At 70.7% G+C, this 26,120-nt stretch carries 19 protein-coding genes; 13 read left to right on the forward strand and 6 right to left on the reverse strand.

Going from position 1 to position 26,120, the window contains the following annotated elements; genetic code table 11:
* Positions 1-1,482, forward strand: coding sequence for an Asp-tRNA(Asn)/Glu-tRNA(Gln) amidotransferase subunit GatB (gene gatB, locus AB0F72_RS23155; RefSeq protein ID WP_360434940.1), 1,482 nt, complete (start codon positions 1-3; stop codon positions 1,480-1,482).
* A gap of 324 nt (positions 1,483-1,806) precedes the next feature.
* Here gatB and AB0F72_RS23160 read toward each other — a convergent pair whose 3' ends face one another.
* From AB0F72_RS23160 to AB0F72_RS23170, 3 genes are all read right to left on the reverse strand, one after another.
* A complete protein-coding gene (locus AB0F72_RS23160) occupies positions 1,807-3,411 on the reverse strand; it encodes a metallophosphoesterase (protein ID WP_360434942.1) in 1,605 nt (534 codons plus the stop codon).
* Between the two features lie 85 nt (positions 3,412-3,496).
* Positions 3,497-4,660: a PQQ-dependent sugar dehydrogenase gene (locus AB0F72_RS23165; protein ID WP_360435097.1), complete on the reverse strand. Its 1,164-nt coding sequence runs from the start codon at positions 4,658-4,660 to the stop codon at positions 3,497-3,499.
* Between the two features lie 104 nt (positions 4,661-4,764).
* Positions 4,765-5,151, reverse strand: coding sequence for a PH domain-containing protein (locus tag AB0F72_RS23170; protein WP_360434943.1), 387 nt, complete (start codon positions 5,149-5,151; stop codon positions 4,765-4,767).
* A 207-nt stretch (positions 5,152-5,358) separates the two neighbouring features.
* Here AB0F72_RS23170 and AB0F72_RS23175 point away from each other — a divergent pair, with 207 nt between their 5' ends.
* Positions 5,359-7,968: an EAL domain-containing protein gene (locus AB0F72_RS23175; protein WP_360434945.1), complete on the forward strand. Its 2,610-nt coding sequence runs from the start codon at positions 5,359-5,361 to the stop codon at positions 7,966-7,968.
* On the opposite strand, the gene AB0F72_RS23180 is transcribed toward AB0F72_RS23175, so the two are convergent.
* A complete protein-coding gene (locus AB0F72_RS23180; RefSeq protein WP_360434947.1) occupies positions 7,965-8,978 on the reverse strand; it encodes a LacI family DNA-binding transcriptional regulator in 1,014 nt (337 codons plus the stop codon). The two genes, AB0F72_RS23175 and AB0F72_RS23180, sit on opposite strands and share 4 nt — an antisense overlap.
* Before the next feature lie 290 nt (positions 8,979-9,268).
* On the opposite strand from AB0F72_RS23180, the gene AB0F72_RS23185 reads away from it, so the two are divergent.
* The 4 genes from AB0F72_RS23185 to AB0F72_RS23200 all read left to right on the forward strand — a co-directional run bounded on the left by AB0F72_RS23185 (position 9,269) and on the right by AB0F72_RS23200 (position 13,192).
* Positions 9,269-10,543, forward strand: coding sequence for an extracellular solute-binding protein (locus AB0F72_RS23185; RefSeq protein WP_360434950.1), 1,275 nt, complete (start codon positions 9,269-9,271; stop codon positions 10,541-10,543).
* A gap of 72 nt (positions 10,544-10,615) precedes the next feature.
* Positions 10,616-11,596: a sugar ABC transporter permease gene (locus AB0F72_RS23190; protein WP_360434952.1), complete on the forward strand. Its 981-nt coding sequence runs from the start codon at positions 10,616-10,618 to the stop codon at positions 11,594-11,596.
* On the forward strand, positions 11,593-12,444 hold the full coding sequence (locus AB0F72_RS23195; protein WP_360434954.1) for a carbohydrate ABC transporter permease: 852 nt from the start codon (positions 11,593-11,595) through the stop codon (positions 12,442-12,444). The genes AB0F72_RS23190 and AB0F72_RS23195 overlap by 4 nt, the downstream gene beginning before the upstream one ends.
* A 277-nt stretch (positions 12,445-12,721) precedes the next feature.
* The gene (locus AB0F72_RS23200) at positions 12,722-13,192 is read left to right on the forward strand and encodes an NUDIX domain-containing protein (RefSeq protein WP_360434956.1); all 471 of its coding nucleotides are present in this window, start codon (positions 12,722-12,724) and stop codon (positions 13,190-13,192) included.
* Positions 13,193-13,332: 140 nt separating this feature from the next.
* On the opposite strand, the gene ilvD is transcribed toward AB0F72_RS23200, so the two are convergent.
* Positions 13,333-15,180: a dihydroxy-acid dehydratase gene (ilvD, locus tag AB0F72_RS23205; RefSeq protein WP_360434958.1), complete on the reverse strand. Its 1,848-nt coding sequence runs from the start codon at positions 15,178-15,180 to the stop codon at positions 13,333-13,335.
* 80 nt (positions 15,181-15,260) lie between these two features.
* On the opposite strand from ilvD, the gene AB0F72_RS23210 reads away from it, so the two are divergent.
* The 5 genes from AB0F72_RS23210 to serA all read left to right on the forward strand — a co-directional run bounded on the left by AB0F72_RS23210 (position 15,261) and on the right by serA (position 22,984).
* Positions 15,261-17,642, forward strand: a complete 2,382-nt coding sequence (locus tag AB0F72_RS23210; RefSeq protein ID WP_360434960.1) for a bifunctional diguanylate cyclase/phosphodiesterase — start codon at positions 15,261-15,263, stop codon at positions 17,640-17,642.
* Positions 17,643-17,783: 141 nt separating this feature from the next.
* Entirely contained in the window at positions 17,784-19,613 is a 1,830-nt protein-coding gene (locus AB0F72_RS23215) for an acetolactate synthase large subunit (RefSeq protein ID WP_360434962.1), read from the forward strand.
* Positions 19,610-20,128 (forward strand): acetolactate synthase small subunit, encoded by a 519-nt coding sequence (gene ilvN / locus AB0F72_RS23220; protein WP_014447226.1) that lies wholly within the window; start codon positions 19,610-19,612, stop codon positions 20,126-20,128. Before AB0F72_RS23215 ends, ilvN begins: the two co-directional genes overlap by 4 nt.
* Positions 20,129-20,156: 28 nt before the next feature.
* On the forward strand, positions 20,157-21,170 hold the full coding sequence (gene ilvC / locus AB0F72_RS23225; protein ID WP_360434964.1) for a ketol-acid reductoisomerase: 1,014 nt from the start codon (positions 20,157-20,159) through the stop codon (positions 21,168-21,170).
* 236 nt (positions 21,171-21,406) lie between these two features.
* Positions 21,407-22,984 (forward strand): phosphoglycerate dehydrogenase, encoded by a 1,578-nt coding sequence (gene serA, locus AB0F72_RS23230; protein ID WP_360434966.1) that lies wholly within the window; start codon positions 21,407-21,409, stop codon positions 22,982-22,984.
* Between the two features lie 27 nt (positions 22,985-23,011).
* Here serA and AB0F72_RS23235 read toward each other — a convergent pair whose 3' ends face one another.
* Entirely contained in the window at positions 23,012-23,374 is a 363-nt protein-coding gene (locus AB0F72_RS23235) for a hypothetical protein (protein WP_360434968.1), read from the reverse strand.
* Positions 23,375-23,729: 355 nt separating this feature from the next.
* Between AB0F72_RS23235 and AB0F72_RS23240 the strand changes: the two genes are divergently transcribed.
* Positions 23,730-24,755, forward strand: coding sequence for a 3-isopropylmalate dehydrogenase (locus AB0F72_RS23240; RefSeq protein WP_360435099.1), 1,026 nt, complete (start codon positions 23,730-23,732; stop codon positions 24,753-24,755).
* Between the two features lie 146 nt (positions 24,756-24,901).
* Positions 24,902-25,999 carry a branched-chain amino acid aminotransferase gene (locus AB0F72_RS23245; protein ID WP_360434969.1) on the forward strand — a complete coding sequence of 366 codons (1,098 nt, stop codon included), beginning with the start codon at positions 24,902-24,904 and terminating at the stop codon, positions 25,997-25,999.
* Positions 26,000-26,120 lie beyond the last annotated feature (121 nt).

Consider the following 26,120-nt stretch of genomic DNA (forward strand, 5'->3'; position numbering starts at 1 on the left):
ATGACATACGAAGAGATCCTCACGAAGTACGAGCCGGTGATCGGGCTCGAGACCCACGTCGAGCTCGGCACGCGTACCAAGATGTTCTGTGGTTGCAAGACCGACTTCGGCGCCGAGCCGAACACCCAGGTCTGCCCGGTCTGCCTGGCCCTGCCGGGCGCGCTGCCGGTGATGAACAGGGCCGCCATCGAGGCGACCATCCAGATCGGCCTCGCGCTGAACTGCGAGATCGCCGAGTGGTGCCGGATGGCCCGGAAGAACTACTTCTACCCGGACATGCCGAAGAACTTCCAGACCTCCCAGTACGACGAGCCGCTCTGCGTCGACGGTTACGTCGACGTCGAGGTGGACGGCGTCACGCACCGGATCGGCATCGAGCGGGTGCACATCGAGGAGGACACCGGCAAGACGCTGCACGTCGGCGGCGCCACCGGTCGTATCCACGGCGCCACCGAGTCGCTCGTCGACTACAACCGGGCCGGCATCCCGCTCGTCGAGATCGTCACCAAGCCGGTCCCCGGCCTCGGCGCGCTCGCCCCGGAGATCGCCAAGGCCTACGTCGCCGAGCTGCGCGACATCGTCCGCTCGCTCGGGGTCTCCGACGTGCGCATGGAGCAGGGCTCGATGCGCTGCGACGTGAACACCTCGCTGAACCTGCCGGGGGAGGAGTGGGGCACGCGCACCGAGACGAAGAACGTCAACTCGCTGCGCTCGGTCGAGCGCGCCGTCCGCTCCGAGATCATCCGCCAGGCCGCCATCCTGGACGAGGGCGGCAAGATCTTCCAGGAGACGCGGCACTTCCAGGAGACCACCGGCGACACCCGTCCGGGCCGCTCCAAGGAGACCGCGACCGACTACCGCTACTTCCCGGAGCCCGACCTGGTGCCGATCGCGCCGGACAAGGCCTGGGTGGCCGAGCTCAAGGCGGCTCTCCCGGAGCGGCCGAGCGCGAAGCGGGCCCGGCTCCGCGAGGTCTGGGGCATCTCCGAGATCGACATGCAGTCGGTGGCGAACGCCGGCGCGGTCGAGCTGATCGAGGAGACCATCGCCGCGGGTGCGTCCCCGGCCGGCGCCCGCAAGTGGTGGATGGGCGAGCTGGCCCGCCGCGCCAACGAGCTGGACGTCGAGCTGGCCGCTGTCGGCGCCACTCCGGCCCAGGTGGCCGCGCTGCAGAAGCTGGTCGACGACGGCAAGCTGAACGACAAGCTGGCCCGTCAGGTGCTGGAAGGCGTCGTGGCCGGCGAGGGCGACCCGGCCGAGGTGATGGCGGCCCGTGGCCTCGAGGTGGTCAGCGACACCGGCGCGCTCACCAAGGCCGTGGACGACGCGATCGCCGCCAACCCGGAGATCGCCGCGAAGATCCGCGACGGCAAGGTGGCGGCCGCGGGCGCTCTGGTGGGCGCGGTCATGAAGACCACGCGCGGCCAGGCGGACGCCAAGACCGTCCGCGAGTTGCTCTTGCAGCGCCTCGGCGTTTCCTAGATCGGGTACGGACGTAGCCGTCCGCCGACGCACCAACCCCGTCCCGTGGCAGTCCGCGCGAGCGGACTGCCACGCCGGGCCGTCCGGCGACTTCCGCTACCGGTGCATGGCCAGGCGCCCAAAACCGCCCCAGCTCCCACCGAGTACCCTCGCTTCCGCCCCGCCTCCGCCCGCGTCCCCTCCGCGATCTTGGCGTTCTACGCGGTGACGGACGCGGTGACGGACGGACTCAACTCGCCAAGATCGCCCGGGTGCGGGGCGGGGTGTGCGGGACGCGGGGCGCGGGACCGGCCGGGGGAGTGGCGGCGTGGTGAGCTTGCGGTGTCAGCTTGTGGACGGGGTGGGGGAGGGCGACTCCTCCGGCGAGATGCCGACGACATTGCGCTGCATCTCCACGTTCGACTCCCCGGTACCCCCGAGCTGGATGTCGTCGTACGCCTTGAGCTCGTTGTTCTCGTCGAAGTAGAGGACCGACAACGCCAGCGGAGTCGGCTCGTCGTTCTCCAGGCCGCGCAGCCCGGCGCCGCCCGTCGAACCCTCCACCATGAGACGTGTGGTCATCAGTGGTTCGGTGGCCGCGGAGGGCGCCGGCGCCGGTGACGCGGACGCTGACGGGTCCGGGGCGGGTGCGGCCGGCGGCGGCAGGATCGCGACCGAGCGCTGATGTTTGTGGCCGGCCAGGACGAGCGGCACCAGGCCGGAGAGCGGCTGGGCCATGGCCGGGTCGTGGACGAGCGCGATGTCGACAGGGTCCGCCGAGCCGCGGACCGTGGTGGCGAGGGTCTCCCCGGCGGCGGTGAGCAGTTCCGGGCCGGCGTCGTCGCCGGTCGCGTCGTTGGACTCGCTCTTGTCCGGGGTGAACTGCGGGTCGCCGATGCCGGCGATGGTCAGCCCGTCGACCGTGGTGATCGCGTTGTCGAGGACGACCGCGTTGCGCTGGCGGGCCACGGCGGCCTGGATGGCCGTCGAGTCGTGGTTGCCGCGCACGTAGATGTACGGCACCTGGATCGACGGGATCGAGGAGACGTACGACGTCTCGGCCCCGCTGCCCCAGTCGACGATGTCGCCGGTGTCGATCACGGCGTCGATCTCGAAGGTCTCCACGACGGTCCGGATCAGGCCCCACGACGACGGGTTCAGGTGCAGGTCGGAGACGTGCAGCAGGCGGGTGGTGTTCCCGGCCGGCTCGTAGACGGGCAGTGCCGAGATCGTCGAGTAGACCCGGCTCACGTTGCTCACGATCGTCTGGAGCTGCTCCGCGTACCGGCCGTAGTTGTCCGCGATCCGGCGGGCGTCACCGACCACGGCGGGCGCGTTGATCAGCAGGCCCTCGTACCGGGGCTCGCTGATCGCGTCGGGCCGCAGCGTGCCGGCCGCCACGCCGAAGCTGCCGGCCGTGATCACCAGGGCGGTGACCCCGGCCGCCGCGGTGCGGCGGACGTCGCGGAAGACCAGCGCGGCGAGGATGAGCGCGCTGAGGACGGCCAGGCCGAGGGTACGCAGGCCGAGGCGGGTCACCCCGTCGACGACCTCGTCGACAGCGCGGTCACCGGCCGAGGTGATCCCGGCCGGGTTGTCGAGCAGGGCCTCGGTGCGGCTCTGGTCCAGGGAGCCGAGGGCGACCTTGAGGTGCAGCGGCCCGCGGTGGCTGTCCAGGTGCAGCGAGCCGAGCGGCGGGATGTCCACCTCGGTGCCGCCGTGCACGGAGGGCGCCACCGACATCTCCGCGCTGAACGGTCCGACGTTGATGCTCGCGTGCGCGAAGAGCATCACGCCGATCACCGCGCCGACCACGCTGACCAGCCCGACCGCGACACCGGTCCGGATCCGGCGGGTCCACCTGCTGCGCAGGACCCGCCCGGTCAGCCGGGTGGTGGAGCTCAAGCGGCGGCGCCACGCGGGCGGCGTCGCTGCGGTATCCGGAGTCATCGAGCGCTCACCTGCCCGAATTCGCGCCACGTGAAACAACCGTCAGCCGCCGGGCAACAACCGTCAGCGCCCCCTGAAACAGCCATCAGCTCCGGCCGGCGCCGCCGTCCGAGAACACCAGGCGGATCAGGCGGTCATCCTCCGGGCCGGGCTCACCGCCGTCCTCCTGGTTCGACGTGCTGACCCAGATCGAGCCGTCGGGCGCGGCGGCGAGCGCGCGGAGCCGGCCGAACTCGTCGGTGAGCAGCTCCTGCGGCTCGCCGAGCACGGTGCCGTTGCCGGTGACGGAGAGGACGTAGAGCTTCTCGCCGAGGAGGCAGGAGGTGGCGACCAGGCTCTCCACCGCGGCCACCCCGCCGCACGACGACTCGGCGGCCGGCCAGGAGACCATCGGGTTCACGAGTTTCGCGTCGGTGCTGTCGCCGTCGGCTTTCGGCCAGCCGTAGTTTCCGCCCTTGCGGATCACGTTCAGCTCGCTGGCCTTCGGCTGGGTGCTGTCCGTCGCGTACATCTTGCCCGTCGCGTCCCAGGCGAGACCCTGCACGTCGCGGTGACCCGAGGACCAGACCGCGGAGTTCTTCACCGGGTTTCCGCTCGCCGGTTTGCCGGCCGTGGTGATCCGCAGGATCTTGCCGCCGAGGCTTTTCGGGTCCGGCGCGAGGGTGCCGGTGGGTGTGCCGTCGCCGGTGCCGACGTAGAGCATGCCGTCCGGGCCGAAGGCGAGCGCGCCGCCGTTCTGCTGAGCGGATCGCGGGATGCCGGTGAGGATCGGCTGGAGCTTGCCGTCCACGAGCTTGCCGACCCGGTTGTCGCGCTCGGTGGAGTAATAGACGTACAGCGTCTTGTCGGTCTGATATTTCGGTGAGGCCGCGATGCCGAGCAGGCCGCCGCTGCCGGACGGGCGCACCTCGGCGAGCCGGTCCAGCTCGGTGACCTTGAGACCGCCGGCGTCGGAGTCCGGGCCGACCTTGAGGATCCGGGCGGTGTCCCGCTCGGTGACCACGGCCGATCCGTCGGGCAGGAACGCGATGCCCCACGGAACCTCGAGGTTCTTGGCGAGGACGGTGAGCGCGGCCTCCCGGTCACCGGTGTCCTGGCTGGAGGTGGGCGCCGCCGAGGGGCGGGGCAGGTTGGGCGGTGAGCCGGCCTGGTCCGGGCCGGGCGGTCCGAAGCTGCATCCGGTGGTCAGCGCCAGAACGGCACCGACCGTCACGACCGCGGCACGGCCCCGGCGGGAACGCACGACCAGACCACCCCCTCAGGCTGTTCCATCCAACCGCCCCCACCCGCCACCCTGATGCGGACCGAAGGCTGTCGACCAGGGTAGCCGTGCGCGCTGAGAGATCCCGGCGATCACTGGTCGGTCGCGGTGGTGGCGTCGACGGCCTGGCCGCCCGCGGCCAGCACCATCGGCAGGTTGTCGCTGGTGACACCGGTCAGGCGAATTACGTTGCCGTTGTCGAGAAGGGCTGAGACACGCCCCCGGGCGTCCGGCGCGAGCTCGGCGATCCGGCTCCACGGCACCCGGGTGCCGCCGAAGAGCGCACGCACCCGCAGCTCCTCGGGGTAGACGTCGGTGCCGGCCCGATAGGTCCAGATCAGCACAGCGAGTGGGATCAGCAGAATCGGGGCGAGTGCCCAGGACGACCCGGCCAGCGGCAACGCGCCGATCAGGGCGATCAGGGCCGCGACGAGCACGGCGCCGGATTTGCGGACACGAAGGGCGGGACGACTGCGCACGTATCCATCCTCCCACCACCGCTCGGACCGGGACCCGCAGCACCGCTCGATTTGACCACCGTCGTTGCATGGCTGACGATTTCGTTCGGGGCCCGCACCGTTACCCGTTCCGGGGACACTCGTTGACCGGGTGCCAGTCCCTCCTCCCGTAACCCGCCTCTCCCACCCTCCCCGGATCCCGCAGGGGAACACCGCAGAGGACACGCCGTGGCTGTGTCGCATCCCGCGCCGGCCCCGCCCCGAGTTCCTGGCCGGGCGGTCCTGGTCGCTGTGCCGAGCGTCGCTGCCGTGCTGCTCGCCGCCGGCGGCGCCGGCCTGCTGCCGGGCGCGTTCGCCCTGGCCTGCGCGGTGGGTTGCGCGGGTCTGTGCGCCGCGGCTTTCCTTTTCGGTACGGCGATAGCCCTGCACCGCTCCGAGCGGGCGTTCGTCTCCTGCCGCGGCGCGGGCATCGTCGGCCTCGGCACGGTCGCCGCGACCGCCACCGCGATGGTCCCGTGGTGGAACCCGCCGGACGTGACCGGATGGCTCACCGCCGGCCTGACCCTGGCCACCGGCTGTTACGTGGCAGGCATCTCGCTGCTGCCGGGCGCCGCGCGGGACTGGCCGGTCCGGTTGCGGCGGGCGTTCGACGGCGCCGGGCTCGGTGTGAGCCTCGGCTTCGCGGCGTACCTGGTGCCGGGTGTGTCGACCCGGCCGGCGGCCGTGCCGGCGATGCTCATCGCGACCGGCGGCGTCTCGATCGTCACGGTCATCGTGCTGCGGGCCCGGCCCCGCCCCCGCCCGGCCGTCTGGTGTGCCGCCGGCTCGGTCCTGATCCTGCTCGCGCTCGGCGTCGTGACGGCCCTGATCGATGCCGGCGCGGACGACGCTCTGCTGGCGCTCACCGGTGTGCCGATCGTCGCGGGGATGACCGCCGCGGCGGTCGGCGGCTCCCGTCGCGATCTCCCGCCGCCGGTGCTGGAGCCGCGCAACCCGGATCAGTACCTGGCGAGCTACCCGCTGCTCGCCGTGCCGGCCGCGGTCGGTGTGCTGTCCGCCGTCTGGCACCTCGCGACCGTGCGCAGCTTCGACAACAGGGCCATCATGTTCGGCCTCGTGATGGTCAGTGTGCTGGTGGTCCGGGAACTGCTCGTGGTCCGCGACATCCGTCGCTACGCCGGCCGGCTGCGGGTCGCCGAGGCGCACTTCCGCTCGCTCGTCGCCGGCGCGACCGACCTGACCCTGGTTCTCGACGAGCGGCTCACGGTCCGCTGGCAGTCGCCGGCCGCGGCCCGGCTCTTCGGCCTGCGCGACGACGAGGTGATCGGCCGGGAGTTCCGGGATCTGATCCATCCCGAGGACGTGGCGGACGCCCAGGCGGTGATCGAGTCGGTGCTGGCCGGTGAGCACGAGGGCGGGCCGCCGGTGCTGGTCAGCGCCCGGATACGGGACGGCGCCCGGCTCTGGCGCGACACCGAGTCCACCATCTCCGACCAGCGTGGCGTACCCGAGGTGGCCGCTTTGGTCGTGCACGTGCGGGACGTCGGCGAGCGGGTGCACCTGGAACGTACCCTGCACCGGCTCTCCTACCTGGACCAGCTGACCGGCCTGGCGAACCGCCGGGCGCTGATGCGCGACCTGCTGGCGTACCGCCGCCGCCCGGGCCGCCGCGGCAACGTCATCGTGATTGACCTGCACGGCCTCGCCGAGATCAACAACTCCCGGAGCCGGGAGGTCGGCGACGCGGTGCTGATCGAGGTGAGCCGCCGGATCAAGGGGCTGATCGGCGAAGAGGACGTGCCGGCCCGGCTCGCCGGCGACGAGTTCGCGGTGCTGACCACGGAGTCGGCCGTCGCGGCGTACGCGCTGGCCACCCGCATCGTGACGATCCTCAGCGAGCCGTTCCAGCTGCCCGGCGGCCCGGTCGACCTGCAGTGCAGCGTCGGTCTGGCCGAACTGGGCGGCGGCGCCGACTCCGACGAGGTGCTCCGCCACGCCGACCTGGCCCGGCAGCGTGCCCGCCAGCTCGGCCGTAACCGCGTCGAGTGGTACGACCCGGACGTGGAGATCCAGCTGCACCGCCGGATGGAGCTGGAGAAGCAGCTGCTCGGCGCGGCCGGCCGGGGCGAGCTGGACCTGGTCTTCCAGCCGGTGGCGGGCCTGCGCGACGGCCGCCCGGTCGGCGTCGAGGCGCTGCTGCGCTGGCGGCACCCGGAGCTCGGCACGATCCTCCCGGAGGAGATCCTGCCGATCGCCTCCGCGCTGGGCATCACCGCCGAGCTGGACGAATGGGTGCTCGACGCGGCCTGCCGCAGCCTGACCGCCTGGGACGGCGGTGACGAGGACTTCTGGCTATCGGTGAACGTGGGGCCGCGCGAGCTGCTCACCGCGCGCTTCCCGGACCGGGTGGCCGGCACCCTGAAACGTTACGGCCTCGCCCCGGAACGCCTGGTCGTCGAGGTCGCGGAGACTTGGATCGCCGAGGACGTCCCGGCCATCGTGGCGGCCCTTTCGGGCCTCCGGAAATTGGGGGTACGGGCGGCGCTGGACGACTTCGGCTCCGGGCAGACGTCCCTGTCCCACCTGCGGCGGCTGCCCGTGGACATGCTCAAACTCAGTCAGTCACTCGTCGCCGGAGGCCCCGACTCGGTGCTCGACGTGGTGGTCAGCCTCGGTCGCCGGCTGGGCCTGGAGATCGTCGCCAAGGGGCTGGAGTCCGCGGAGGGCATCGAGCGCGCCGCGGCGGCGGGTTGCCGTTACGGCCAGGGTTTCGCCCTCGCCCACCCAGCCCCGGCCGAGCGCATAGAGGCCTACCTGGAAACCCACCGAACCAGCTAGCGCGGCGGGGCGGTGCTTCCCCTTGGGGTTAAATGCACGCGGCCGGCCTCGACGTTGCCGACCCGCTTGCCGTCGATCGCGTTGAGCAGCTCGCGGGCGGCCTGCGCGCCGTAGGCCGAGATGTCCCTGCTCAGCGCGGTGAGTGGCGGGTGGACGAGGCTGCACAGCGGCGAGTCGTCCCAGGCCACGATCGACAGGTCGCCCGGCACGGACAGTCCCATCTCCTGTGCCACCGCCAGGCCGGCGACCGCCATCACGTCGTTGTCGTAGATGATCGCGCTCGGCCGGTCGCCGCCGATCAGCAGCCGCCGGGTCGCCCGGCTGCCCTCCTCGCCGGTGTAGTCGGCCGGCACGGTGATCGTGTTCTCCAGGCCGAGCGACGCGCAGATCTCGTCGAACGCCTTCGTGCGGACCTGGGTGTGCAGCAGGCCGGGGACGCCGCTGACCCGGGCGATCCGGTGGTGGCCGAGGGCGACCAGGTAGCGGACCGCCTCGGTGATCGCGCCGGCGTCGTCGGACCAGATCTGCGCGATGCTGCCGGTGTCGCCGGGGCCGCCGATCACCACGGCGGGCAGCTGGAGTTCCTGCAGCACCGGGATGCGGACGTCGTCCGCCCGGATGTCGGTGACGATCACCCCGTCGATGCGGCGCTCGCCCCACCAGCGGCGATAGACCTCGACCTCCTGCTCGGGGCTGGCCACGACCTGGAGGGTCAGAGCGTACGACTGTGCGCCGAGCTCGGCCTCGAAACCGCTGATCAGGCCCATGAACCAGGGCTCGATGCCGAGGATCCGGGCGGGGCGGCACAGGGTCAGGCCGACGGCGCGGGCGCGGGCGCCGGAGAGGGCCCGGGCGGCGCTGTTCGCGTTGAAACCGATCTCCTGGGCGATCGCGATGATCCGTTTCCGGGTCGCTTCGGAGACGCCGGGCTGACCGTTCAGCGCGTACGAGACAGCGCCTTTGGACACGCCCGCCCGCCGCGCGATGTCGGCGATCGTGGGCCGCTTCACTCGATCTCCTCTGTCCCCACTGCTGCCGAGCTTATCGGGACCTGAACAGCATTCAACGGACTCCCTCGACCCGGGCCGGAAGCTTGATCGGTTCAGTGTTACGGCACCCGTCGCGCAATGTAAACCAGTCATCGCCCATACGTCCGTTTAATCCTGCTTGGCAGGGAGCGTGATCACGGCTGTAACACGCTATTGACACTCCTCGAATCGACGCCTACCGTTCTGCCAACTTACCCGGTTCAGTGATCTAGCTCTCCTTGATGGAGAGAGCAGTCTTGATGGAGGTAGCAGTGGGACGTTCAGCACGCAGCGCCGCGGCCGTCGGCCTGGTGGCCGCACTGGCCCTCGCCGGCTGTAGTGGGCAGAGTCTGGAGAACGGCGGCGACGAGGCGAGTGGCGGCCAGGTCTCCCTGAAGATCAACTTCTGGGGCGACATGGGCCTCGACAAGCTGAAGGCCAAGTACGAGGCCGAGCACACCAACGTCAAGATCGTGCTGAACTCGGGCGAGTACAACGCCCAGCACGAGGACCTGCAGAAGAAGCTGGTCGCCGGCTCCGGCGCGCCGGACATCTCGGCGGTCGACGAGGGCTTCATCGTGCAGTTCCGCAGCCAGGCCGACCAGTTCGTGAACCTGCTCGACAAGGGCGCGAGCAGCTACGAGTCGAAGTACCTGGGCTGGAAGTGGCAGGCCTCGCAGTCCGCCGACGGCAAGCAGATCGGCCTCGGCACCGACGTCGGCGGCCTCGCCATGTGCTACCGGACCGACCTGTTCAAGGCGGCCGGCCTGCCCACCGACCGCGAATCGGTCTCCAAGCTCTGGCCGACCTGGGACGCGTTCATCGAGACCGGCAAGAAGTACACCGCGGCGACCGGCAAGAAGTTCGTCGACTCCGGCACCAACCTGTTCAACCCGGTCCTCGCCCAGCAGCCGGTCGGCTTCTACGACCCGCAGGAGGCGCTGCGGATGGAGGGCGGCCCCAAGGTCGCGTTCGACGTCAGCATGAAGGCGATCGAGGCCGGCATCTCGGCGAACCTCGCCAGCTTCCAGCCGAACTGGGACCAGGGCTTCAAGAAGGACCAGTTCGCGGCGCTCGCCTGCCCGGCGTGGATGCTCGGCCACATCCAGGACACCGCGCCCGACCAGAAGGGCAAGTGGGACATCGCCAACATCCCCGGCGGCGGCGGCAACTGGGGCGGCTCCTGGTGGACCATCCCGAAGCAGGGCAAGAACGTCGACGAGGCGTACAAGTTCGTCGAGTGGCTGGTCCAGCCGGAGCAGCAGATCGAGGTCTTCAAGACGGTCGGCAACCTGCCGTCGCAGCCGGCGCTCTACAAGGACCCGGCCGTCCTCGACTACAAGAAGGAGTTCTTCACCAACGCCCCGACCGGCCAGATCTTCGCGGCGACCGCGGAGAACCTGAAGCCGCAGTACCTGGGCAAGAAGAACGGCCCGACCCGGGTCGCCGTGGAGAACGTGATCACCCGGGTGCAGCAGGGTGGTCTGACGCCGGAAGCCGCCTGGGCGGAAGCCGTCAAGGAAGCCGACAAGGCCTCCAAGGCCTGACCCGTCGCTGACCGCGGGGCTCCTCCCACCAGGTGAGGAGCCCCGCCTGCCGGCCTTTCGACAGGAGTTCCCGTGTCGCTCACCCAGACCCGTCCCGCCCCGCCGGGCGAGCCGAAACACGCACCGCCGCCGCGCTCGCGGTACTGGTGGTACCGCTTCGACACCAAGACCGTCCCGTACCTGCTGATCGCGCCGTTCTTCCTGCTCTTCGCGATCTTCGGGCTCTTCCCGATCATCTTCAACGCGGTGGTGGCGCTGCGTGACTGGCGGCTCGACGAGCCGGACGAGCGAGGCTGGGCCGGCTTCGCGAACTTCTCCCGGCTGCTGACCGACGGCGACTTCTGGAACGCGCTCGGCAACACCTTCGGGATCTTCGTGCTCTCCACGGTCCCGCAGCTGTTCGCCGCCCTGATCATCGCGAACCTGCTGAACCGCAAGCTGCGCGGCACCAGCTGGTGGCGGGTCGGGATCCTTCTTCCGTACGTCACACCGGTCGCCGCCTCGACGCTGGTCTTCGCGATGTTCTTCGCCCGCGACTACGGCCTGGCGAACTGGTTCCTCTCGCTCGTCGGCTTCGGCGAGGAGAACCCGATCGACTGGCGCGCCGCGAAGTGGAGCAGCTGGATCGCGATCGCCACGATGGTCAACTGGAAGTGGATCGGCTACAACGCGCTGCTCTACCTCTCCGCGATGCAGTCCATCCCGAAGGACGTCTACGAGGCGGCCGCTGTCGACGGCGCCGGCCCGTGGCGCCAGCTGTGGAGCATCACGGTGCCGATGATCCAGCCGGTCATCCTCTTCACCGTCGTGCTCTCCACGATCGGCGGGCTCCAGCTGTTCAACGAGCCGATGCTCTTCGACGAGAACCCGGCCTCCGCCAGCGGCGGTTCCAACGGCCAGTTCCAGACCATCGCCCAACTGATCTACAAGGTCGGCTGGAAAGACCTCAACCTGGGGTACGCCGCCGCGATGTCCTGGGCGCTGTTCCTGATCATCCTCATCGTGGCCGCCGTGAACGCGCTCGCCACCCGCCGGCTCGGAGGCGAGAAGTGAGCACGCTCGTGAACCGGGCCCCGCAGGAGACGCGTGGCACCTGGAAGACGTACGCCGGGCTCGCCGCGGTCCTGTTGATCTCGGCCTTCCCGGTGTACTGGATGTTCGTCATCGCCACCAGCACCGACGAGAAGGTGATGGGCTTCCCGCCCACGGTGATCCCCGGCGACCAGCTGCTGGTGAACCTCAGCGAGGTCTTCGGCATGCAGGACGTGTTCTTCACCGCGTCCCTGATCAACAGTGTGATCGTGGCGGGCGTCGTCACCGCGACGACACTGTTCTTCTGCTCGCTGGCCGGCTTCGCCTTCGCCAAGCTGCGCTTCAAGTACCGCGGCGCGCTGATGGTCATCGTGATCCTGACGCTGACCGTGCCGAACCAGCTCGGTGTGGTGGCGCTCTACATCCTGATGAGCCGCCTGGAGTGGAACGGCACCCTGCTCGCGGTCATCGCGCCGGGGCTGGTCAGCGCGTTCGGCGTCTTCTACATGCGCCAGTTCATCGGGCACGCCATCCCGGACGAGCTGATCGAGGCGGCCCGCATCGACGGGGCGCTCACGCTGCGCATCTACTGGACCGTCGTCCTGCCGGCGATCCGCCCCGCCCTCGCGGTCCTCGGCCTGCTCACCTTCGTGGCGACCTGGAACGACTTCCAGTGGCCGTTGATCACGCTGAACGGCACCGACTTCCCCACCTCCATGGTGGCGCTGTCGGACCTGGCCAGCGGCAACTACGTGGTCTACCGCCGGGTCCTCGCGGGGGCGTTCGCTGCCACGGTGCCCCTGGTGATCCTGCTGCTGATCGGCGGCCGCCAGATCGTCCGAGGAATCATGGAGGGCGCCCTGAAATAGCCCCCGCGTCGCCGCCCTGCCCCGCCCTGCCCCGCCCTGCCCTGCCTGCCCTGCTCGCCCTGCCCCGCCCCGCACCGCACCGCACCGCGCACCGCACCGTGTCCCGCCGCCCCCGCGATCTTGGCGTTTTCCGCACGGGCACCCCGAGCGCAACTCTCCAAGATCGGCCAAGGTGGGAGCGGGGCCGGGCGCGGGCGTGGGTGACGGCGGGGGCGTGGGCGACGGCCGGGGGTGAGGGCTGCGGGGGCGGGTGGTTGCGGTCGTTTAGGGTGGCTTTGTGGCTACTCCGGAATTCATCCTGGAATTGCGCAAGTACATCGGGCACGCGCCGCTGCCCCTTCCCAGCGTCACCGCCGTCGTCTTCGACGGGGACGGGCGGGTGCTTCTCAACCAGCGGAGCGACGATCGGCGCTGGTCGCTGCTGAGCGGCGTGCTGGACCCGGGGGAGCAGCCGGCCGCCGGCGCTGTCCGGGAGGTCTGGGAGGAGACAGCGGTCGACATCGTCGTGGAGCGGATCGTCGGTGTGGAGGCACTGCCGCTGCGGACGATTCCGAACGGGGACCAGGTCTACTGGTACGAGACGGTGCTCGCCTGCCGTGCGGTGGGCGGCGAGGCCCGGGTCAACGACGACGAGTCGATCGATGTGGCCTGGTTCGAGCCGGGGGCGGTTCCCGCGCTGGACGAGCGGCAGACGCGGTACCTGCGGCAGGCACGGGACACGGCGGCGCCGGCGTTTTTTCTGGCTTGACCCGGCAGCGGTAGCGAAAGACGCGCAACGGCCGGGAGTGGGCAGCGGGCCGCGCGGACTCACGCGAGCGCGGCCGCTGCGGTTGCCGGCCCCGATCACGCGTACCCGGAAGGGAGCGTGACCGGGGCACTCGGCGTGCGTTACTCCGGGACGAGGCGGTAGGCGCCGTCGCTGGCGCTGGTGGCCATCGAGGCGTAGGCGCGCAGCGCCGCCGAGACCGGGCGCTCGCGCGCGACCGGCGTGTACGGCTTCGGGCGGCGCTCCTGCTGGTGCCGGCGCTGGGCGAGGACGTCGTCGTGGACGTTCAGCGTGATGCTGCGGCCGGGGATGTCGATGGTGATCTCGTCGCCGGTCTCGACCAGGGCGATCAGGCCGCCGCCGGCCGCCTCGGGGGAGACGTGGCCGATCGACAGGCCGGACGTGCCGCCGGAGAAGCGGCCGTCGGTGATCAGCGCGCAGGCCTTGCCGAGGCCACGGCCTTTCAGGAAGCTCGTCGGGTAGAGCATCTCCTGCATGCCGGGGCCGCCCTTCGGGCCCTCGTAACGGATGATCACGACGTCGCCCTCGACGACCTCCTTGCCGAGGATGCCGGTGACCGCGTCGTCCTGGGACTCGTAGACCCGGGCCGGGCCGGTGAATTTCCAGATCGACTCGTCGACGCCGGCGGTCTTCACGACGCAGCCGTCCGGGGCGAGGTTGCCGAAGAGGATCGCCAGGCCGCCGTCGACCGTGTAGGCGTGCTCGACCGAGCGGATGCAGCCGCCCTCGGCGTCGGTGTCGAGTTTCGCCCAGCGGTTGGTGGTGCTGAACGCCTTGGTGGTGCGGACGCCACCGGGCGCGGCGTGGAAGAGCTCCAGCGCCTCGGCCGACGGGTTCGAGCCGCGGATGTCCCACTTGTCCAGCCAGGCGGACAGGGAGGGCGAGTGCACGGCACGCACGTCGGTCTTGAGCGAGCCGCCACGGTTCAGCTCACCGAGCAGGGCGGGGATGCCGCCGGCGCGGTGCACGTCCTCCATGTGGTATTTCGGGCTGTTCGGCGCGACCTTGGCGAGGCACGGCACCCGGCGCGAGATCGCGTCGATGTCCGAGACGGAGAAGTCGAGGCCGGCCTCCCGGGCCGCGGCGAGCAGGTGCAGCACCGTGTTGGTGGAGCCGCCCATCGCCACGTCGAGCGCCACCGCGTTCTCGAAGGCGTCCCGGTTGGCGATCGAGCGCGGCAGCACCGACTCGTCGTTCTTCTCGTAGTAGTCCTTGGCGATCTCCACGATCAGCCGGCCGGCCTCCTCGAAGAGGGCCTTGCGGGACGCGTGCGTCGCCAGCGTCGAGCCGTTGCCGGGCAGCGACAGGCCGATCGCCTCGGTCAGGCAGTTCATCGAGTTCGCCGTGAACATGCCGGAGCACGAGCCGCACGTCGGGCAGGCCGAGCGCTCGATGGTGTCCAGCTGGGCGTCGGTGACGTTGTCGTTGGCGGCGGCGCTCATCGCGTCGACCAGGTCGAGTTTCTCGTGCACGATGCCCTCGATGGCGACCGTCTTGCCGGCCTCCATCGGGCCGCCGGAGACGAAGACCGTCGGGATGTTGAGCCGCAGCGCGGCGATCAGCATGCCGGGCGTGATCTTGTCGCAGTTCGAGATGCAGACCAGGGCGTCGGCGCAGTGCGCGTTCACCATGTACTCCACCGCGTCGGCGATCAGCTCGCGGCTGGGCAGCGAGTAGAGCATGCCGCCGTGGCCCATCGCGATGCCGTCGTCGACAGCGATCGTGTTGAACTCGCGGCCGACGCCGCCGGCCTCGGCGATCGAATCGGCGACGAGACCACCGAGATCCTTGAGGTGCACATGCCCGGGTACGAACTGGGTGTAGCTGTTGGCGATCGCGACGATGGGCTTGCCGAAATCGTCGTCGGTCATGCCGGTGGCGCGCCACAGGGCGCGCGCGCCGGCCATGGTGCGACCATGGGTCGAGGTCCGGGAGCGCAGCTCAGGCATTCCCCCATAGTGCCACCGGTCCCCTGGTGAAACGCCAAGGACGTCCACAGCGCGGGACGCCGGGACTGTTCGAATCGACGATGATCGGGCAGAGTGTGTCCGTGCACTCACCGTCCGGTATGGAGCTGGCGGGTCTCGCGGGCCTGCTCGCCGCGGTGCCCGCGGTCGCCTATCTCGGTCAGTCCGGACGCCGGCACACCGGCGCGGCCCGGCGTGCGCACCTGCTGCTCGCCGCCGGTGGGGCGCTCTCCACCGCCGGCGCCCTGGCCGGGCTGGCCAGCGCGCTGCTGACCGGCGGCCACCATCACCACGATCCGGCGCACGCCAGGTCGCTGGCCACCATGGTCGCGATCGCGATGGGCATCGGCACGCTGACCCTGCTGGCCGGCACCGTGGCGCTGCCCGGCGCCACCCGCGGCCCGGCCGCCGCGCTGCGGCACGTGCTGGACGGCCTGGTCATCGCGGCCGCGATCTGGTTCGTCGGCTGGGTGCTGATCTCCCGGCCGACCCGGATCCTCGGCGACCTCACGCCGTACCCCTGCCCCGCGGTCCTGCTGCCGGCGGTGCTGGCGGCCCTCGCGCTCGGCCTGACCGCGGTGATGGCGCTGCACGCGCACCGGCCCCGGCGCAACAGCATCCGGATCGCGGCCGGGGTGAGCGTCGTGGCGGTCGCGGCGACCGCGATCTCCACGGCGATCTGCCGGGAACGCGACACGCTCGCTCTCTCCGGCGTGCTGCTGCTCGCCGCCGGGCTGATCGCGGTGGCCCTCGCGGTGAAGGCCGCGGACCGGCCGGTCGAGGTCACCGGCGACGTGCTGGAACGCGGCGGGGCCTACGCGGTGGTGCCGATGCTCGCCGTGATCGGCGCCCTCGGCTATCACCTGACCAGGGGCGGGGCGCTCGACGCCCTCGGCTACTTCGGCGCCAGCGTGGTGGGTCTGGCGCTGGTGGCCCGGCAGTACCTCGCTCTCGACGACGTGCGGCGGTACACCGTGCGGCTGCGCCAGCGCGAGGCGCACTTCCGCGAGCTGGCGCACACCGACCCGCTCACCGGGCTGGCGAACCGGCGCGGGCTCCAGCGGGCGCTGCGCGACTCGCCGGACGGCGCCGTGCTGATCGGCATCGACCTGGACGGCTTCAAGACCGTCAACGACATGCGCGGGCACGACGTCGGCGACAGCGTGCTCGCCGAGGTGGCCGCCCGGCTGCGGCGCAACCTGCTCGGCGGCGACGTGGCGGCCCGGCTCGGCGGTGACGAGTTCGCGGTGCTCATGCACGGGGACGCCGACGAGGCGATGCTCGCGGCACACCGGCTGCTGGCGGTGCTCGGCGAGCCGTACGAGGTCGACGGCGGCTCGATCTTCCTCTCCGCCAGCCTCGGCGTGGCCGACACCGGTGAGCTGCTGCACGACGCCGACCTGGCGCTGCGCTACGCGAAGCAGCGCGGCAAGAACCGGGTGGAGCGCTACCAGGCCGGATACGACGAGCTGCTGCGCCGGCGCGGCACGCTCCAGGGCGAGTTGCGGCACGCGATCGACCGCGGGCAGCTGCGCCTGGTCTTCCAGCCGGTGGTGGCCCTGCCGTCGATGCGGCCGGTCGGCGCCGAGGCGCTGCTGCGCTGGACCCATCCGGATCTCGGCGCGGTCCGCCCGGACGAGTTCATCCCGGTCGCCGAGGAGTCCGGCCTGATCAACCGGATCGGCGCCTGGGTGCTGGAGCAGGCCGTCGTGCAGCTCGCCGCGTGGCGGGCGTCCGGGCACGACGTCTGGGTCTCGGTGAACCTGTCGCCCAAGGAGCTGCACAACGCCGACTACGCGGCCCAGGTCGCCGACGTGCTGGCCGAGCACAACGTGCCGCCGCAGCGGCTGGTTCTGGAGGTGACCGAGCACGCGGTCGCCACCGACATGGAGGAGCTGGTCCGCCGGCTCGCCGAGGTGCGGGAGACCGGCGTGCGGATCGCGCTGGACGACTTTGGCGCCGGGTACTCGTCGCTCACCCAGCTGCGCACTCTTCCGGTGGACATTCTGAAGATCGACCACGCCCTGGTGGCGGAGCCGGAGTCGCGGACCGGCACGGCCGCCCCGCTCGTCGACGTGGTGGTCCGGCTCGGGCACCGGCTGGGTCTGGAGGTGCTGGCCGAGGGGATCGGCACCACGGCGCAGCGCGAGGTGGTCGAGGAGGCCGGCTGCCGGCTCGGCCAGGGCTCGCTCTTCGGCTGGGGAGTGCCGGCCGAGCACTTCGAGACCCGCCTCCGGACGCTGCAGCCGGTGGGCCCGCGGCCGCTGCCGGCGCCGCGAACCATCCCGCGGAGTGACGCACCGGCGCGGAGTCAAGTCGTCCGCCTCGGACCCGGAATGCGGCAGGTCAGAGCGTTGCTGCCGAGCGATCCGGATTTCCGGGGATCGCGAGGTGATCAAAATGTGGGATCAGTTGACTCAGGGCGTGAGATGGGGCAAGGTTAGCCGCATGTGCTTCGCGTCCCGAGTACTTATCTGAGCGCGCTCTCCACCGACAGGAGAGTGCGCTAGGTCCCGTGCATTGCACGTGGGCCTTTTTTGTTGCTCAAGTTTCCGGACGCCATCGATGAGAAGGTCTGAACAGCCATGACGAGACCCACTCCTGAAACGCTCGCCCATCGAGTCAACCCGGCCACCGTGGCCGCGGCCGCGAACACCGCTCCGGCCGCCGTCGCTCCGGTGGCCACCACCGGCGCCGGCGCGCTCGTCCGGTCGCTCGAGGCGCTCGAGGTAGAGGTCGCGTTCGGCATTCCGGGCGGGGCGATCCTCCCGGCGTACGACCCGCTGTTCGACTCCACGGTCCGGCACATCCTGGTTCGCCACGAGCAGGGCGCGGGCCACGCGGCGACCGGATACGCGCAGGCCACCGGCAAGGTCGGCGTCTGCATCGCGACGAGCGGGCCGGGCGCCACGAACCTGGTCACCCCGATCGCCGACGCGTACATGGACTCGGTCCCGATCGTCGCGATCACCGGGCAGGTGGGCCGGCCGTACATCGGCACGGACGCCTTCCAGGAGGCCGACATCCAGGGCATCACGCTGCCGATCACCAAGCACAACTTCCTGGTGCAGACCCCGGAGGAGCTGCCCCGGATCCTGGCCGAGGCGTTCCACCTGGCGGTCACCGGCCGTCCCGGCCCGGTTCTAGTCGACATCCCGAAGGACGTGCTGCAGGCGCAGACCACGTTCCAGTGGCCGCCGACGCTGGACCTGCCCGGTTACCGGCCGACCCTGCACCCGCACGGCAAGCAGATCCGCGAGGCGGCCCGGCTGATCGCCGCGGCGAAGCGCCCGGTGCTGTACGTGGGCGGCGGCGTCCACAAGGCCGGCGCCACCGACGGCCTGCGCAAGCTCGCCGAGCTCACCGGCATCCCGGTGGTCACCACGCTGATGGGCATCGGCGCGTTCCCCGACTCGCACCCGCAGCACCTGGGCATGCCCGGCATGCACGGCACGGTCCCGGCGGTCTACGCGCTGCAGAAGGCCGACCTGCTGGTCACCCTCGGCGCCCGCTTCGACGACCGGGTCACCGGCAACCTCGACTCGTTCGCGCCGGACGCCAAGGTGGTGCACGCCGACATCGACCCGGCGGAGATCGGCAAGAACCGGCACGCGGACGTCCCGATCGTCGGCGACGCCCGGCACGTCATCGACGAGCTGATCGCGGCGGTCTCGGCCGGCGCCGGCGGCACCGAGCAGTACGAGTCCTGGTGGCGCACGCTCAACGACATCCGCGAGCGGTACCCGCTGGGCTACGAGGAGCCGACCGACGGCAGCCTCTCCCCGCAGTACGTGATCGAGCGGATCGGCCAGCTGGTCGGCTCGGACGCGATCTACTGCGCGGGCGTCGGACAGCACCAGATGTGGGCGTCCCAGTTCATCAAGTACGAGAAGCCGGGCACCTGGCTCAACTCGGGCGGCGCCGGCACGATGGGCTACGCCGTCCCGGCCGCGATGGGCGCGAAGGTGGCCAAGCCGGACACCCAGGTCTGGGCGATCGACGGTGACGGCTGCTTCCAGATGACCAATCAGGAACTGGCCACCTGCGCCCTGGAAGGCATCCCGATCAAGGTCGCCGTGATCAACAACGGCAACCTGGGCATGGTCCGGCAGTGGCAGACCCTGTTCTACGACGGCCGCTACTCCAACACCGAGCTGGGCACCCACAAGCACCGGATCCCGGACTTCGTGAAGCTGGCCGAGGCGCTCGGCTGCATCGGCCTGCGGTGCGAGTCGAAGGACGACGTCGACAAGGTCATCAAGCAGGCCATGGAGATCAACGACGCCCCGGTGGTCATCGACTTCACCGTCGGCAAGGACGCGATGGTCTGGCCGATGGTCGCGGCCGGCACGAGCAACGACGAGATCATGTTCGCCCGGGACGTGCGCCCGACGTTCGAAGAGGACGACCTGTGACCAACAAGCACACGCTCTCCGTGCTGGTCGAGAACAAGCCCGGCGTGCTCGCGCGTGTCAGCGGCCTGTTCTCCCGCCGGAGCTTCAACATTGACTCCCTGGCGGTGGGCGAGACGGAGAACCCGGACGTCTCCCGCATCACGATCGTCGTCAACGCGGACTCGTCCCCGTTGGAACAGGTCACGAAGCAGCTCAACAAGCTGGTCAACGTCCTGAAGATCGTGGAGCTGGACCCCTCGCAGTCGGTCCAGCGTGAGCTCCTCCTGGTCAAGGTGCGTGCCGATCGGGCGCAGCGCAGCCAGGTGCTCGAGACCGTCGAGCTGTTCCGGGCGCGAGTGATCGACGTCGCTCCGGACACCCTGACGATTGAGGCCACCGGTAATCCCGACAAACTGGATGCGTTACTGCGCGACCTCGAGCCGTACGGCATCAAGGAGATGGTGCAGTCGGGACTCGTGGCCATCGGCCGCGGATCCCGCTCCATCACCACCGGCCCGGCCCTCCGCGCCGCCTGAAGTTTTCCCAGAGAGAAGAAGGAAGTTCATGACCGCCGAAGTGTTCTACGACGACGACGCCGACCTGTCGATCATCCAGGGCAAGAAGGTCGCCGTCATCGGCTACGGCAGCCAGGGCCACGCGCACTCGCTGTCGCTGCGTGACTCGGGCGTCGACGTGGTGGTCGGCCTGCAGGAGGGCTCGAAGAGCCGCTCCAAGGCCGAGGAGCAGGGCCTTACGGTGAAGACCCCGGCCGAGGCGTCCGCCTGGGCCGACGTGATCATGGTGCTCGCGCCGGACACCGCGCAGCGCAAGATCTACGCCGAGTCGATCGCCCCGAACCTGTCCGCGGGCAAGGCGCTCTTCTTCGGGCACGGCCTCAACATCCGCTTCGAGCTGATCAAGCCGCCGGCGGACGTCACCGTGGCGATGGTCGCGCCCAAGGGCCCCGGCCACCTGGTCCGCCGCCAGTACGTGGACGGCAAGGGCGTCCCGGCCCTGGTGGCGGTCGAGCAGGACCCGGCCGGTGACGGCCTGGCCCTCGCTCTCTCCTACGCGAAGGCGATCGGCGGCACCCGCGCCGGCGTCATCAAGACCACCTTCAAGGAGGAGACCGAGACCGACCTCTTCGGCGAGCAGGCCGTCCTCTGTGGCGGTACGGCGGCGCTGGTGCAGACCGGTTTCGAGGTGCTCACCGAGGCCGGTTACGCCCCGGAGATCGCGTACTTCGAGTGCCTGCACGAGCTCAAGCTGATCGTCGACCTGATGTACGAGGGCGGCATCTCCCGGATGCGCTACAGCGTCTCGGACACCGCCGAGTTCGGTGACTACGTCTCCGGCCCGCGGGTGATCAACGCGGACACCAAGAAGGAGATGAAGGCGATCCTCGCCGACATCCAGTCCGGCGAGTTCACCCGGCACCTGATCGCCGATGACGAGGCCGGTGGCCCGGAGCTGAAGAAGTACCGGGAGCAGGGCGCTCAGCACCCGATCGAGATCACCGGCGCGAAGCTGCGCGGGATGATGAGCTGGGTGGACCGGCCGATCACCGAGACCGCCTGATTCCCGCTGTTTCCTGAAATGCCCGGCCGGCTCCCCCCGGCCGGGCATTTCGCTGTCCGCGGCCAGGTCACCCGCCCGAGTGATTCTCGCCCGTGAGTGAACTGAACTCCGGGATGACATCCATCCGTATCATTCGGCATCGTCGATGAGGGCTAGAGCCGATGAAGGCGACAGCCGATGAAGGCGACAGCCGATGAGTCCGAGAGCCGATGAGCGCGAGGATCGGATGGAGAACCATGACTGACGTAGTCCTGGTGACCGAGGAATTGGCGGGGGCCGCGATCGACATGCTGGCCGCCGGCTCCGAGGTCCAGAAGATCGACGGCGCCGACCGGCCCGCCCTGCTGGCCGCGCTGGCCGGGGCCGACGCGGTGATCGTCCGCAGTGTCACCCGGATCGACGCCGAGGCGCTCGCCGCCGCCACCCGGCTGCGTGTCGTGGCCCGGGCCGGGGTGGGCCTGGACAACATCGACGTCCCGGCGGCCACCGCCCGGGGCGTCCTCGTGGTGAACGCGCCGACCAGCAACATCGTCTCGGCGGCCGAGCAGGCGGTGGCCCTCACCCTCGCGGTGGCCCGGCACACCGCCGCCGCGAGCGCGGCCCTGCGCGCCGGTTCCTGGCGGCGGTCCGCGTTCACCGGTGTCGAGGTGCACGGCAAGACCGTGGGAGTGGTCGGGCTGGGGCGGATCGGCGTGCTCTTCGCCCAGCGGATGGCCGCTTTCGGGGTGCGGCTGATCGCGTACGACCCGTACGTCCAGCCGGCCCGCGCGGCGCAGCTCGGTGTCCGGCTGGTGACCCTCGACGAATTACTCCGGGACAGTGATTTCATCTCGGTGCACCTGCCGCGTACCCCCGAGACGCTCGGCCTGATCGGGGAGAAGGAGCTCGCCGTGGTGAAGCCCGGCGTGCGGATCGTCAACGCGGCCCGCGGCGGCCTGGTCGACGAGCGGGCCCTGGCCGAGGCGCTCGCCGACGGCCGGGTGGCCGGCGCCGGCCTGGACGTCTTCGAGACCGAGCCGCTCACCTCGTCGCCGCTGTTCGCCTTCGAGAACGTGGTGGTCACCCCGCATCTGGGCGCCTCAACCACGGAGGCGCAGGACAAGGCCGGGCTGGCCGTGGCGGAGAGCGTGCGGCTGGCGCTGCGCGGCGAGTTCGTGCCGGACGCGGTGAACATCCGGGCCGGCGGGGCGGTGGACGAGGACGTACGCCCGCTGTTGCCGCTCGCCGAGCGCCTCGGCCGGATCTTCACGGCGGTGGCCGGCGGGGTGGCCGCCCGGATGACCGTCGAGGTGCACGGCGCGGTGGTCGCGCACGACGTCTCGGTGCTGGAGCTGGCCGCGATGAAGGGCCTGTTCGCGCCGATCGCCGCGGAGGCGGTCACCTATGTGAACGCGCCGCACATGGCCGCTGACCGGGGCGTCGAGGTGGAGCTGGCGACGGCGGACGGCGCCGGCGGCCCGGCCACTCTGATCACCGTGTGCGGCGCGATGCCGGACGGCGGCACGCTCGCGGTGGCGGGTGCCTTCGCCAGCGAGTCCAGGCTGGTCGAGGTGGACGGCTTCGAGCTGGATCTCGCTCCGGAGGGCGTGCTGCTCTTCTTCCGTTACCGGGACCGGCCCGGCGTGGTCGGGACGATCGGCACCATGCTGGGCCGGGCCGGGGTGAACATCGCGGCGATGCAGGTGTCCCGGCGGGCGGCCGGCGGTGAGGCGCTGATGGCCCTCACCGTGGACTCACGGGTCGAGCCGGAGCTGCTCGCCGAGGTGGCCGCGGAGATCGGCTCGACCCGGGCGGCGGTTGCCGACCTGCTGTAGCCGGCTGATGCCTGCTTCGGATGGCTCTCAAGACACCCGTGCGGGTGGTGGATAAACCGTGCCGTCCTGGAGGTCCAGCAGGTCGAGGTTGAGCTCGCCGGCCAGCCTCTCGATCGTCTCCAGGACCACGTCCGGGCAACTCTCGTCGAGCCGCATCTGCACGTGATCGGCGGCGGCGTGCAGCGGCGCGCTGGCCCAGGGCGACCCGGGGGCTGTCGCGCGTGGCCCGCGATCCGGGTACGTGCTGGTCAGCGCGTCGTAGAACGCGACGACGCGGGGATCGGCGGGCCGCTGCCGGTGCTCGCCGCGGGCGCATCGCGCGTTCGCGTCGCGGACGGCGTCCGGCGCCGCCGACGGGGCCATGGCCCACACCACTAGGTCGAAACTCACCGGCGCATGGTGCCACCATCGGGGGTCGGCGCACCGAAACCGTGGGCCGACACGCGGGGGCCCGTCTTGCGCGTCTTCAGTCCGCATCGCTAGCGTTGTCCCTGCCGCACGACCCGGGTGGACCCGTCTTCGGGTGACGCCGTCTGTCGCAGGGCCGTGTGTGTTCCCGGCGGGACCGAACCACGTGTCATCGTCGCAACAGCCCCCGAGCCGTTTGCCGCGGCCCGGGGGCTGTTCCCGTTCGGGCCAATTTCAATTAATGGGACTCTCGTTCCGCACCTCGGGATAGCGCGCTACCGTGTCCTGGTCTATTCGGCAGTGGGCCGATTCGACAGTTGGGGAGTGTGACGTGAGCGTGGCGCGGATCGCGGTGGTCGCCGGCGACGGCATCGGGACCGAGGTGACCGCTCAGGCTCGCAAGGTGATCGATGCCGTGCTCCCCGGGGTCGACTACAACGAGTACGACTTGGGCGCCCGCCTCTACAACCGGACCGGCGAGGTGCTTCCCCGCGCGATCCAGGACGAGCTGGCCGGCCACGACGCCATCCTGCTCGGCGCGATCGGCGACCCGAGCGTCCCGCCGGGCGTTCTGGAGCGCGGCCTGCTGCTGAAGCTCCGCTTCGACTTCGACCAGTATGTGAACCTGCGCCCCTCCAAGCTCTGGCCCGGCACCACGAGCCCGCTGGCCGGCGTCAAGCCCGGCGAGATCGACATGGTCGTGGTCCGCGAGGGCACCGAGGGCCTCTACGTCGGCGCCGGCGGCGTCCTGCACAAGGACACTCCCGCCGAGATCGCGACGGAGGAGAGCCTCAACACGCGGTACGGCGTGGAGCGGGTCGTCCGTGACGCGTTCGCCCGCGCTCAGCGCCGCGACCGCCGGCACGTCACGCTCGTGCACAAGACGAACGTGCTGACCCACGCCGGCAGCCTGTGGTCCCGGGCGTTCGCCGCGGTCGCCGCGGAGTACCCCGAGGTCACCACGGAGTACCAGCACATCGACGCCGCCAGCATGTTCATGGTGAGCAACCCGCAGCGGTTCGACGTGGTGGTGACCGACAACCTCTTCGGTGACATCCTCACCGACATCGCCGCGGCCGTGACCGGTGGCATCGGCATGGCGGCCAGCGGCTCCGTGAACCCGGAGCGCACCTACCCGTCGACCTTCGAGCCGGTGCACGGCTCCGCCCCGGACATCGCGGGCCAGGGCATCGCCGACCCGGCGGCCGCGATCCTCTCCGCCGCGCTGCTGCTGGAGCACCTGGGCCGCCACGACGAGGCCCGCCGAGTAACCGAGGCGGTCGCGGCTCATGTCGCGTCCCGGACCCCGGGCGCGGCGCTGCGTACCGCCGAGATCGGCGACCGGGTCGCCGCTGCCGTCTGACGAAGACCGGCCCGGCGCACCCGCCTTCACGTCCGCGAAGCCCCGAGCGGCAATTGTTTTAACGACCGTTCGGGGTAAGTTTCATGCGCGGCACTACGGGTGCCCGCATGCCCTCAGTCTTTCTGCAGAAAGCAGGTCTTCTTGTCATGAGCGGTGGTGACAACCTCGAATTCGAGATCCGTCCGAACCCGGCACCCGTAGGCGACGCTGACCGCGCCGCCCTGCTGGCCAACCCCGGCTTCGGCCGCATCTTCACCGACCACATGGCGACCATCAGGTACGCGGACGGCAAGGGGTGGTACGAGCCCCGGGTCGAGGCCCGCGCGCCGATCCCGATGGACCCCGCCAGCGCGGTGCTGCACTACGCCCAGGAGATCTTCGAGGGTCTGAAGGCGTACACGCTGCCGGACGGCGGCGTCGCGATGTTCCGCCCGGACGCGAACGCGAACCGTTTCAACTCCTCCGCCCAGCGGATGGCGATGCCGCAGCTCCCGGTCGAGACGTTCCTCCGGTCGCTGCACGAGGTCATCAAGATCGACCGGAGCTGGATCCCCGAGGTCGAGGACGGCAGCCTCTACCTGCGTCCGTTCGCCTACGCGAGCGAGGTCTTCCTCGGCGTGCGCCCGGCGACGGAGTACCTCTACCTGGTGATCGCGTCGCCGGTCGGCTCGTACTTCTCCGGCGGCGTGAAGCCGGTGAACCTCTGGGTCACGCCGGACTTCACCCGGGCGGCCCCCGGCGGCACCGGCGCGGCCAAGTGCGGCGGCAACTACGCTGCGGGTCTGTCGGCGCAGGCCGAGGCCGCCGAGCACGGCTGCGACCAGGTGGTCTACCTGGACGCGGTGGAGCGCAAGTACATCGACGAGCTGGGCGGCATGAACGTCTTCCTGGTCCTCGACGACGGCGCGCTCGTGACACCGCCGCTGACCGGCACGATCCTGCCGGGCATCACCCGCGACTCGGTGATCAAGCTGGCGCGGCGTGCCGGCCGCCGCGTCGAGGAACGCCAGGTGAGCCTCGACGAGTGGCGCGAGGGAACCGCCTCGGGCCGCGTCCGCGAGGCCTTCGCCTGCGGCACCGCCGCAGTGATCACCCCGATCGGCGTGGTGAAGAGCGAGAGCGGCGAGTTCACGAACGGCGACGGCGGCCCCGGCGAGGTCACCATGAGCATCCGCAAGCAGCTGGTCGACATCCAGCGCGGCCTGGCCGACGACCCCTTCGGCTGGGTCCACCGGGTCCTCTAACCCATTTTGTACGAGTAAAAGCAGTCCCCAACCGCAACCGGCCCGTCCCGGGAGTCGGCGCGACCGCGCCACCCGGTCCGGGCCGTTGCGCGTCTTGCGCTACCGCTGCCGGGTCAAGCCC

It is taken from the genome of Actinoplanes sp. NPDC023936, assembly GCF_040639325.1.
GTDB lineage: Bacteria > Actinomycetota > Actinomycetes > Mycobacteriales > Micromonosporaceae > Actinoplanes.

Bases quoted from the DNA above. Each gene is read 5' to 3' on its own strand.
- gatB (WP_360434940.1), top strand. From the start codon at position 1: ATGACATACGAAGAGATCCTCACGAAGTACGAGCCGGTGATCGGGCTC.
- AB0F72_RS23160 (WP_360434942.1), bottom strand. From the start codon at position 3,411: ATGACTCCGGATACCGCAGCGACGCCGCCCGCGTGGCGCCGCCGCTTG.
- ilvD (WP_360434958.1), bottom strand. From the start codon at position 15,180: ATGCCTGAGCTGCGCTCCCGGACCTCGACCCATGGTCGCACCATGGCC.
- AB0F72_RS23210 (WP_360434960.1), top strand. From the start codon at position 15,261: ATGATCGGGCAGAGTGTGTCCGTGCACTCACCGTCCGGTATGGAGCTG.
- AB0F72_RS23215 (WP_360434962.1), top strand. From the start codon at position 17,784: ATGACGAGACCCACTCCTGAAACGCTCGCCCATCGAGTCAACCCGGCC.
- ilvC (WP_360434964.1), top strand. From the start codon at position 20,157: ATGACCGCCGAAGTGTTCTACGACGACGACGCCGACCTGTCGATCATC.
- serA (WP_360434966.1), top strand. From the start codon at position 21,407: ATGACTGACGTAGTCCTGGTGACCGAGGAATTGGCGGGGGCCGCGATC.
- AB0F72_RS23245 (WP_360434969.1), top strand. From the start codon at position 24,902: ATGAGCGGTGGTGACAACCTCGAATTCGAGATCCGTCCGAACCCGGCA.